The organism is Acinetobacter sp. C15 (assembly GCF_013420645.1).
In the GTDB taxonomy this organism is placed as follows: domain Bacteria; phylum Pseudomonadota; class Gammaproteobacteria; order Pseudomonadales; family Moraxellaceae; genus Acinetobacter; species Acinetobacter indicus.
This window is the reverse complement of record NZ_VOXR01000002.1, coordinates 148,337-158,380: the sequence shown is the minus strand read 5'-3', so window position 1 is coordinate 158,380 and position 10,044 is coordinate 148,337. Positions and strand designations below refer to the sequence as shown.

General features: G+C 46.3%; 8 protein-coding genes. 2 read left to right on the top strand and 6 right to left on the bottom strand.

Annotated features, from left to right (window positions below):
* The 5 genes from FTT63_RS01695 to FTT63_RS01680 form a co-directional block, all read right to left on the bottom strand.
* A partial coding sequence (locus tag FTT63_RS01695) for a transposase (protein WP_180191915.1) occupies positions 1 to 210 on the bottom strand: 210 nt, incomplete at its 3' end.
* 7 nt (positions 211 to 217) lie between these two features.
* The gene (locus FTT63_RS01690; RefSeq protein WP_257233217.1) at positions 218 to 574 is read right to left on the bottom strand and encodes a hypothetical protein; all 357 of its coding nucleotides are present in this window, start codon (positions 572 to 574) and stop codon (positions 218 to 220) included.
* A gap of 227 nt (positions 575 to 801) precedes the next feature.
* Positions 802 to 2,085 carry a ribonucleotide-diphosphate reductase subunit beta gene (locus FTT63_RS01685; protein ID WP_005175999.1) on the bottom strand — a complete coding sequence of 428 codons (1,284 nt, stop codon included), beginning with the start codon at positions 2,083 to 2,085 and terminating at the stop codon, positions 802 to 804.
* Between the two features lie 141 nt (positions 2,086 to 2,226).
* Positions 2,227 to 2,358: a preprotein translocase subunit YajC gene (locus FTT63_RS15685; RefSeq protein WP_081407111.1), complete on the bottom strand. Its 132-nt coding sequence runs from the start codon at positions 2,356 to 2,358 to the stop codon at positions 2,227 to 2,229.
* A 148-nt stretch (positions 2,359 to 2,506) separates the two neighbouring features.
* Complete coding sequence (locus tag FTT63_RS01680; protein WP_016659875.1) at positions 2,507 to 5,341, bottom strand: ribonucleoside-diphosphate reductase subunit alpha; 2,835 nt, start codon at positions 5,339 to 5,341, stop codon at positions 2,507 to 2,509.
* Between the two features lie 595 nt (positions 5,342 to 5,936).
* Between FTT63_RS01680 and bfmR the strand changes: the two genes are divergently transcribed.
* Together bfmR and bfmS are read left to right on the top strand one after the other, a co-directional pair.
* Positions 5,937 to 6,653, top strand: a complete 717-nt coding sequence (gene bfmR / locus FTT63_RS01675; protein WP_005176018.1) for a response regulator transcription factor BfmR — start codon at positions 5,937 to 5,939, stop codon at positions 6,651 to 6,653.
* A 33-nt stretch (positions 6,654 to 6,686) separates the two neighbouring features.
* Entirely contained in the window at positions 6,687 to 8,342 is a 1,656-nt protein-coding gene (bfmS, locus tag FTT63_RS01670) for a sensor histidine kinase BfmS (RefSeq protein WP_163146073.1), read from the top strand.
* A 207-nt stretch (positions 8,343 to 8,549) separates the two neighbouring features.
* Here the strand turns inward: bfmS and putP are convergent, their stop codons facing one another.
* Positions 8,550 to 10,043 carry a sodium/proline symporter PutP gene (gene putP, locus FTT63_RS01665; RefSeq protein WP_075167564.1) on the bottom strand — a complete coding sequence of 498 codons (1,494 nt, stop codon included), beginning with the start codon at positions 10,041 to 10,043 and terminating at the stop codon, positions 8,550 to 8,552.
* Position 10,044: the final 1 nt, after the last annotated feature.

Genomic DNA, 10,044 nt, shown 5'->3' with positions numbered 1-10,044 from the left:
TAAAGATAGACGGAATAAGGATTTAATCATTAAGCAGCATTGGATAGCTGCGTCGGAGTAGGTTTGATTTCGCCCTTGTTTGCCTTTTGATGGAGCATACCATTGCGTAGCAGGATCAAACCAAATGACAATATTTCCGCGACTCATGAGTGCTCGGTTATATGCGGGCCAATTGGTTGTGCGGTAGATTTTGTGTGTAGGCTTCTTCATTTGAAAATTATATCGCTGAAAAAGCCTTTACAGATAGGTTTGTGCAACAAAGCCATTCATCTTTAAATGTTGCTAACGATATATTTAAGTATTTCCATTGTGGATGCTTTTTTTGAAAAGTTTGTAAAACACTACTCTTACCTGAACCATATGGCCCAGTTATAGCAATATTGTTCGTTTTATTCTGTGATAATGCGAATTTCAGCATATCGGAATACGCGTTATCTTGATCTGCGCTAGTAATTGGTGTTAAAGATAAATATTGATTTGTTGATGTTATTTGAGGAGCTGAATGAATTTCTTTAATTTTTGCAAAAGTTATTTTTAATTCATTCCAAATTTTTTGGCGCTTTTCTTTTGACATTTAAATAGTCTCGTCCCTAATACATATTTAATTTTGCAAGTATTTTAGCCTTTTCATTGTTTTAACATTTATGTGTAATATAAATATTTAATTAAAGACTAGATCGTATATTTTAAAAAACCGCCAATTTATGGCGGTTTTTTGATCAATGACAACTTATGTGTCGCGCAATGACATTTTATGTGTCGCAAATGACAACTTATGTGTCGCGTGACGAAATCTTTCGCTTACCAGCTCAACGCGCCGCCCGTCTGATAATCCGTCACACGCGTCTCGAAGAAATTCTTCTCTTTACGCAGGTCCATCATCTCAGACATCCAGGCAAACGGGTTGGTCACACCGCTAAACTGCTCAGGTAAGCCCAACTGGCTTAAACGGCGGTTACAGATGAACTTCAGATATTCTTCCATCATGCCAGCGTTCATGCCCAATACGCCACGTGGCATAGTATCACGTGCATATTCAATCTCAAGCATGGTGCCTTCAAGAATCATTTGAATCACTTCTTGCTGGAATTCAGCAGTCCACAGATGTGGGTTCTCGATCTTGATCTGGTTGATCATATCAATACCGAAGTTCAAGTGCATTGATTCATCACGCAGGATGTACTGGAACTGTTCCGCCACACCATTCATCTTGTTACGACGGCCCATTGACAGGATTTGTGTGAAACCACAGTAGAAGAAAATACCTTCAAGTACACAGTAGAATGCAATCAGGTTACGCAGCAAAATCTGGTCGTTTTCAGGCGTACCGGTTTTGAAGGTTGGGTCGCTTAAAGATTGGGTGTATTTCAGGCCCCAAGCTGCTTTACGTGCGACTGATGGTACTTCACGGTACATATTGAAGACTTCACCTTCATCCATGCCTAAAGATTCGATACAGTACTGATAAGCATGCGTGTGAATCGCTTCTTCAAATGATTGACGCAAGATGTACTGACGGCATTCCGGGTTAGTGATGTGACGGTAGATCGCCAGAACCAGGTTATTGGCCACCAGTGAGTCAGCAGTCGAGAAGAAGCCCAGTGAACGCATCACGATGGTACGTTCATCTTCAGTCAAGCCATTTTCAGACTTCCACAACGCAATGTCGTGGTTCATGTTGATTTCTTGTGGCATCCAGTGGTTGGCACAACCATCCAGATATTTTTGCCAAGCCCATTCGTATTTGAACGGCACCAGCTGGTTTAAGTCAGCGCGGCAGTTGATCATACGTTTGTCATCAACCTGTACACGTCCTGCACCCATTTCCAGCTCTTCCAGGCCAGGCGCCACGTCAAGCTGTTCTAGGGAAGCAGATGCTCTTGCCAGCGAATCGGTTGAATTTGCTGATCCGCTTCGAGGGGTTGCAGCGGGTTGTGCAGCTGCCACATGCGTCTGTGGTTGCTCTGCAGCAGGTACCACTTGCGGATTAGCCGCTTTTTGCGGTTCGACGGGCGTAGGCTGGTGTTCAGGAGCAGCCGGTTTTTGCGAATCATCTTCGAAATCGTCCCAACTTAGGATAGACATATCAATTCTCTCTTCGTTGCTTTATATCTTTTATTGGACATCTCACGACGAAGGGGAGATGTCTTACTATACGCTTAATTTGTGAAAGCAAAATTAAGTTTTGCCGATGCTTGTTCTAAAAATGTACGTAGAACACGATCCTCAAGACTTATTTTGCTTTCGCTTCTGTTTGCGAATGGCCAAAAAGGCATAGACCATCGGCGTGTAAAAGAAAATAAAGGAAAAGACCAGAACCGCGAGTCCTAACATATAGTTATGAGTCATATGAGGCATGGTCTTTTCCTGTGTTATTTTCAAATACTTTGCAATCCTCCCCACACCCCTCCTTTAATAAAGAAAGGCCTTCCCGCATATCGAATCTGATTTTGGGAAGTCCCCCTTTGGAAAAGGGGGATTTAGGGGGATTTTTATCAAGCGAGGCTTACTGGCAAGCTTCACAATCAGGATTATCAATTGAACATGCTTGTGGCACTGGTGCTGCTTGAGTGAAACCTTCTTCCTCTACAGGCGCTTCAGGTTTTTTCTCTTCAACCACTGGCGCTGCAACTACAGGAGCCGCAACGGTTGCAGGTTTAACTGCATTCAATGCACCAGTATTAATGGTTGATTTCTCAGCCGATGTTGCACCCAAAGCACGCAGATAATACGTCGTTTTCAGACCACGTAACCAAGCCATCTTATAGGTGATGTCCAGTTTCTTACCATTTGCACCAGAGATGTAAAGGTTCAGAGACTGCGCTTGGTCGATCCATTTTTGACGACGAGAAGCAGCATCTACGATCCAGCGTGGCTCAACTTCAAACGCAGTCGCAAAGATCGCTTTTAATTCTTCAGGAATACGAGAAATCTTCTGAACAGAACCTTCGAAATGTTTCAGGTCGTTGACCATTACCGCATCCCATAGGCCGCGTTCTTTCAATGCACGTACCAGGTAAGGGTTGATCACAGTGAACTCACCAGACAGGTTCGATTTCACATACAGGTTCTGGAAGGTTGGCTCAATCGATTGAGACACGCCACAGATGTTAGAAATAGTTGCTGTTGGTGCAATGGCCATCACGTTCGAGTTACGCATACCGTCTTTTTGAACTTTGGCACGTAAAGTGTCCCAGTCCAGACGTTGGGTACGATCAACTTCAAACATGCGCTCAGGACGGGTTTTCGCCACCAGCTCTAAAGAGTCGATTGGTAAAATACCCTGATCCCATAATGAACCTTTGAAGGTTTCATAGGTACCACGCTCAACCGCCAGATCACTTGAAGTTTGAATTGCGTAGTAAGAAATCACCTCCATTGATTCATCAGCAAAATCAACTGCTGCATCAGAACCGTAAGCAATACCCATTTCGTACAGTGCATCCTGGAAGCCCATGATCCCCATACCCACCGGACGGTGACGCAGGTTCGAGTTTTTCGCCTGTGGTACCGCGTAGTAGTTGATGTCGATCACGTTGTCGAGCATACGTACCGCAGTTTTGATGGTACGTGCCAGTTTTTCATGATCCAGTTTGCCGCCTTGAACGTGCTGTACCAGGTTAATTGAGCCTAGGTTACAGACCGCGATTTCATCTTTGCTGGTGTTCAGGGTAATTTCTGTACACAAGTTAGATGAATGCACCACGCCTACGTGTTGTTGTGGTGAACGCAGGTTACATACGTCTTTGAATGTGATCCAAGGATGGCCGGTTTCGAACAGCATCGACAGCATTTTGCGCCATAAGTCTTTGGCACGTACTTTCTTGTGCAGCAGGTTCTGTTCTTTCGCTACCGCTTCGTAATGCGTATAGCGTTCAGTGAAGGCCTGACCAGTCAGATCATGCAGGTCTGGTGTTTCAGATGGCGTGAACAGGGTCCATTCTGCATCTTCAAACACACGTTGCATGAATAAGTCAGGAACCCAGTTGGCTGTGTTCATGTCATGGGTACGACGACGGTCATCACCGGTGTTCTTACGCAGTTCCAGGAATTCTTCAATGTCTAAGTGCCAGGTTTCAAGGTAGGCACACACCGCACCTTTACGCTTACCACCCTGGTTCACCGCAACCGCAGTATCGTTTGCGACTTTCAGGAACGGTACCACACCTTGTGATTTACCGTTGGTCCCTTTGATGTAAGAGTTCAGGGCACGAACTGGAGTCCAGTCATTACCTAAACCGCCTGCCCATTTAGACAGCATCGCATTGTCACGCATTGCGCCATAAATATCGTACAGGTCATCACCAATGGTAGTGAGGTAACAGCTAGATAACTGAGGACGTAGCGTACCTGAGTTAAACAGGGTCGGCGTAGAAGCCATGTAGTCGAAGCTCGACAACAAGTTATAGAACTCAATTGCACGTTCTTCTTTGTTGTCTTCGTTCAGCGCCAGACCCATAGAAACGCGCATGAAGAACAATTGCGGCAATTCGAAACGGATACCATCTTTATGGATGAAGTAACGGTCGAATAACGTCTGTAAACCAAGATACGTAAACTGGTTAGAACGTTCTGGCTGAATGGCAGCGGCCAGTTTTGCCAGATCAAAGTTCAGCAGGTCTTCTGACAGCAGCTCCAGCTCGATACCTTTTTTCAGGAAGGTTTCCAGAGCTTCGCCTTCAGGGGTTTCTACTGGTAGACCCAGGAACTCCAGGCCTGTTGCCACTAAGTCATTACACAGCAGGCGCGCAGTAACGTAAGTATAGTTTGGTTCCTGTTCAATACGGGTACGCGTCGCCATCATCATGGTGGTTGAGATGTCTGACTCTTTTACGCCGTTGTACAGGTTTTTCACGGTTTCATCGACAATGGCCTGAACATCAATGCCTTCAAGACCTTCAGCTGCAGTGGTGACGGTTGCTGTCAATGCACTTAAATCCAGTGGCTTTAACTGGCCCTGGCTGTCAGTGATCTGTAAGGTCGGATGATGGTTGGCACCCATCTGCTTACGTGCTTCAGAACGTTGTTCGCGATAGATGACATAAGCACGAGCAACTTTCTGTTCGCCAGTACGCATAAGCGCAAGTTCAACCTGGTCCTGAATTTCTTCAATGTGAATGGTGCCGCCTGATGGTAAACGACGCTTAAACGTGTTCAGAACCATTTCAGTCAGTTGTTCGATACGGTCATGAATACGGCTGGAATCGGCGCTTTGCTGACCTTCAACCGCCAGGAAAGCTTTACCAATCGCTACAGAGATTTTTTCTGCATCGAAAGGGGCCACTTCACCGGTGCGTTTAATCACCTGAAGTTGACCGGGTGTGGATGTGATTACGCTCATGTCAGCATAGCTCCATTGTCATCTATTGTTATGTTTATAGACCATTGAACCGGGCAAAAAATAGGCCACAGTGTTTGAGGAATAAACACAAGACTTAGTGGTTTAAAATTGAATTGAACACAAGATACGGGAAATTTTAGGGTAGATCAATATTGACTTTTCTTTAAAATTTTTGGCGTTTTTTGGATAAAATCTTTTGCAAAAAAATCCCCGATTTGTCCATTCGGCTATAAGCCTTATCGGACAAGGGCATAGCATAACAAAGCCGGTATAATCTGCTTATAGATAAACTTGTGGATAACTAAAAATCTCTTTGAACAGTCAGTCACATTCTGATCAATGGCCAAAAGCTGCAAAAAAATTGTACATTTTAAAAAGATTTATGTTGTTGAATTCATGGAATTCAGTTAAAAAGAGAAAAGTATAAGGAATTCAATAATTAATAAAAATATAACAAAAAGCTACTTTGATGTATCAGTTTAGTGAATAGCATCTTGTTTACAATGTAAACGTGTGTATATTGCAGAATATATTTCGACGTATCTCCCGGATTTTAAAAGGATAGAATACGTTTAATCAAATAAAGGGGCAGTTCATGAGCCAAGAAGAAAAGTTACCAAAAATTTTAATTGTTGAAGATGATGAGCGTCTGGCACGTTTAACCCAGGAATACCTGATCCGTAACGGACTGGAAGTGGGTGTCGAGCCAGATGGTAACCGTGCCATCCGCCGTATTATCGCGGAGCAGCCAGATTTAGTGGTGCTGGATGTAATGCTGCCGGGTGCAGACGGTTTGACCATTTGCCGCGAGGTTCGTCCACATTATCATCAACCGATTCTGATGCTCACTGCACGTACCGAAGATATGGACCAGGTTCTGGGTCTGGAAATGGGTGCAGATGACTATGTCGCCAAGCCGGTTCAGCCACGTGTTCTGCTGGCGCGTATTCGTGCCTTGCTGCGCCGTACTGACAAAGCCCCTGAAGATGAAGTGGCACAGCGTATCGAATTTGATGACCTGGTCATCGACAATGGTGGCCGCTCAGTAACCTTGAATGGTGAACTGGTCGATTTCACCAGCGCAGAATATGACCTGCTCTGGTTACTGGCTTCGAATGCTGGCCGTATCCTGTCGCGTGAAGATATTTTCGAGCGCCTGCGCGGGATTGAATATGACGGTCAGGACCGTTCAATTGACGTACGTATTTCGCGCATCCGTCCAAAAATTGGCGATGACCCGGAAAATCCAAAGCGTATTAAAACTGTACGCAGCAAAGGATACTTATTTGTCAAAGAAACGAATGGTATATAATCGTCGCGCGTATCTGATATAGGACGGTTTTTCGTGTTCAAACACAGCATATTCTTGCGGATTTATGCAGGATTGGTGATTCTGGTGGCATTGGTGGCCGTGTTTGGCTATCTGCTGGTTCAGATCATTAACTATCAGCGCGCGCAAGAATATCGTGAATCCCTGACCGATGGTATGGCTTATATCATTAGTGAAGGGGTGGCGCGACAACCCAATGAGCAGCAAAAGCAGGACTGGATTTCAGATGCCTCAGATTTGCTGGAACTGCCTATCTATTATATTGCTGCCGATAAGGTCGAGCTGTCACGGGCCGAACTGAAACGGATTAAAGAGCGCAAGGCTGCGGTACGTTACGATGCAGAAACGACCACAGCCTATATTATTATGGGCCTGAAAAATGACCCGGAACATTATCTGTATATCAAGGCCGATGAAATTACCGAACGGCAAATGAAGGCATTGCCGATCTTTATTCTGGATTATCTGGTCTATTTCCCGGGACAGGAAAAAGAATATCTGGCCCGTATCCAGGATCAGTTCTCTTATCCTATCGACATTCAGAACATTGCCGATTTACCGCTCGACTCCGAGCAAATTGGCCGTTTAAGGCTGGACCACAGCATTATCCTGTATCGGGATAATGCCAGCGTACGTGGCACCACCATCTCCATTATTTCGCCAATGCCGAACTCACCGTCCGAGGTGCTGGTACTTGGTCCGGTACCGCTGTTTAACTGGATGCCATTCCAGCTGGCGGCCGGGATTACCTTGCTGAGTCTGTTTATTCTGAGTCTGGGCATTTATGGTCTGATTCTGCCGATGCAGCGCAAAATCCGTGAAGTAAATTTCGCCTTGAACCGTATGAAAACCGGCGATTTAAACCTGCGTTTACCCATTGACGGTTCAGATGAAATGGCTAGTCTGGCCTCCAGCTATAACAGCATGTCCGATCATATCCAGCGTCTGATTGAAGCCCAGCGCGAGCTGATGCGCGCGGTATCGCATGAACTGCGTACCCCGGTGGCGCGGATTCGTTTCGGGATGGAAATGCTGGCCGAAGAAGATGATTATGAATACCGGATTCAGCAGCTGGACATGATTGATAAAGACATTGAAGCGCTGAATACCCTGATTGACGAGATCATGACCTATGCCAAACTGGAGCAGGGCATGCCATCGTTAGAAATTGAAAAAGTGGTGCTGTTTGATGTGCTGGATCAGGTGGTCAATGAAACTAATGCGCTGAAAACCGGTAAGGACATCCAGCTGCAAACCATGTCGACCAGTCTGGAAGTCGATGCCGAGCGCCGTTATTTACACCGCGTGGTGCAGAACTTGGTCGGGAATGCGGTGCGTTATTGTGACCACAAGGTACTGGTCAGCGGTGGCGTGACTGCACAAGGCGTGGCTTATGTCTGTGTGGAAGATGATGGGCCGGGCATTCCAGAAGAAGACCGGAGCCGCGTATTTGAAGCCTTTGCCCGTTTAGATGATAGCCGTACCCGTGCCTCTGGGGGGTATGGTCTCGGCCTGTCGATTGTCAGCCGGATTGCCTACTGGTTTGGCGGCAAGATTGAGGTGGATCAGAGCACCACTTTGGGCGGTGCACGTTTTATTATGTCCTGGCCGGCGCAGCGCTTTAGCAAGTCGCGTAAAAAGCAGGGTAATAAAGAAGGGCTGGAATCTTAAACGCTGCTTCAAAGATTCAGCTAAAGAACAGCAGCAAGGGGCGTTTGCTGTTCTTTGGTGGGAGAGTTGGGTCAGAGATTGTCAGCCATTGTCACCATCCAAAATGGTCCGCGTACTCTCTTACTGTCCAGTCTTTGAATTGATCAATTAAGTTGCTAAAAAAATAGCCAGTGATGTCACTGGCTATTTTGTTTTTGCATGGAGCAATTATTGAGTCTGTTGTTTGTACAAGCGGTCTGCTTCATCAAAACGCTCAGTAATGCTGCTGCTTGGCGCTTTGCCCAGCAAGCTCACCACAATAATGGCAATAAACGAGCAGACAAAGCCCGGAATAATTTCATAGATACCGGTATCGCCCCAGACATTTTTCCAGAGAATCACCATCACCGCACCCACGATCATGCCGGCTAGCGCGCCATTTAAAGTCATGCGTTTCCAGAATAAAGACAAAATAATCAGTGGACCAAAGGCGGCACCAAAACCTGCCCAGGCATAAGCCACCAGGCCAAGAACTTTCGATTCCGGATTACCGGCCATCCAGATTGCCAGCAGGGCAATCAGTAACACCATTAAACGGCCAACCCAGACCAGCTCTTTTTGTGAGGCAGATTTACGCAGGAATGATTTATAGAAGTCTTCAGTCAGGGTACTTGAACACACCAGCAGCTGACAGCTTAGGGTACTCATCACCGCAGCCAGAATTGCCGCCAAGACAATACCAGCCACCCACGGGTTAAACAGGATTTTGGTCAGTTCCATAAACACGGTTTCAGGGTTGGCATTCACCACCCCGGCCAGTTCCGGATGTTGCTGGAAGTAGGCAATACCAAAGAAACCGGCCGCCACCGCACCACCTAAACACAGGATCATCCAGGTCATGCCAATGCGGCGTGCATTCGGAATCGACTTCACCGAATCTGCCGCCATGAAGCGCACCAGAATGTGCGGCTGACCGAAATAACCCAGGCCCCAGGCCAGTAACGAGATAATCGCAACAATACTTAAATCACCGACCAGATTCATGGCTTGCGGACGCGCAGCTTCCAGTGCCAGCGTCACTTGAGATAAATCAGAAAAGGTCAGCAGGGTGACAATAGGCGTCAGGATTAAGGCAAAGATCATCAGGCCAGCCTGAATGGTGTCTGTCCAGGACACCGCCAAGAAGCCGCCAATAAAAACATAGCTGATGGTGGCAATGGCACTGATCCATAAGGCCGTGCTATACGACATTTCAAACATACTTTCGAACAAGCGCGCACCGGCCACCATGCCAGAGGCACAGTAAATCGCAAAGAAAATCAGAATCACAAAGGCCGATACAATACGCAGCACTTTTTTCTGGTCATTAAAGCGATTGGAGAAATAATCCGGTAAGGTCAGGGCATTGTGCTGCACTTCGGTATGTACCCGTAAGCGGCCTGCGACCAGTAACCAGTTTAGCCAGGCACCAATAATCAGACCAATGGCAATCCACACCTCAGATAAACCGGACAGATAAATTGCTCCCGGTAAACCCATTAATAACCAGCCACTCATATCCGATGCGCCAGCAGACAGGGCCGTGACAAAGCTGCCTAAACGGCGGCCACCCAGAATATAGTCTGAAAAGTTGGTGGTTGCGCGATAGGCCATCAGACCAATCGCGATCATGGCGACAATATAAAACAGAAAGGTGATTAAGGTCGGATTTAGGGAGCTCATA

Excerpts from the sequence above, each read along its gene's own strand:
- FTT63_RS01690 (WP_257233217.1), bottom strand. The coding sequence starts at position 574 with ATGTCAAAAGAAAAGCGCCAAAAAATTTGGAATGAATTAAAAATAACT.
- FTT63_RS01685 (WP_005175999.1), bottom strand. The coding sequence starts at position 2,085 with ATGTCTATCCTAAGTTGGGACGATTTCGAAGATGATTCGCAAAAACCG.
- FTT63_RS15685 (WP_081407111.1), bottom strand. The coding sequence starts at position 2,358 with ATGCCTCATATGACTCATAACTATATGTTAGGACTCGCGGTTCTGGTC.
- FTT63_RS01680 (WP_016659875.1), bottom strand. The coding sequence starts at position 5,341 with ATGAGCGTAATCACATCCACACCCGGTCAACTTCAGGTGATTAAACGC.
- bfmR (WP_005176018.1), top strand. The coding sequence starts at position 5,937 with ATGAGCCAAGAAGAAAAGTTACCAAAAATTTTAATTGTTGAAGATGAT.
- putP (WP_075167564.1), bottom strand. The coding sequence starts at position 10,043 with ATGAGCTCCCTAAATCCGACCTTAATCACCTTTCTGTTTTATATTGTC.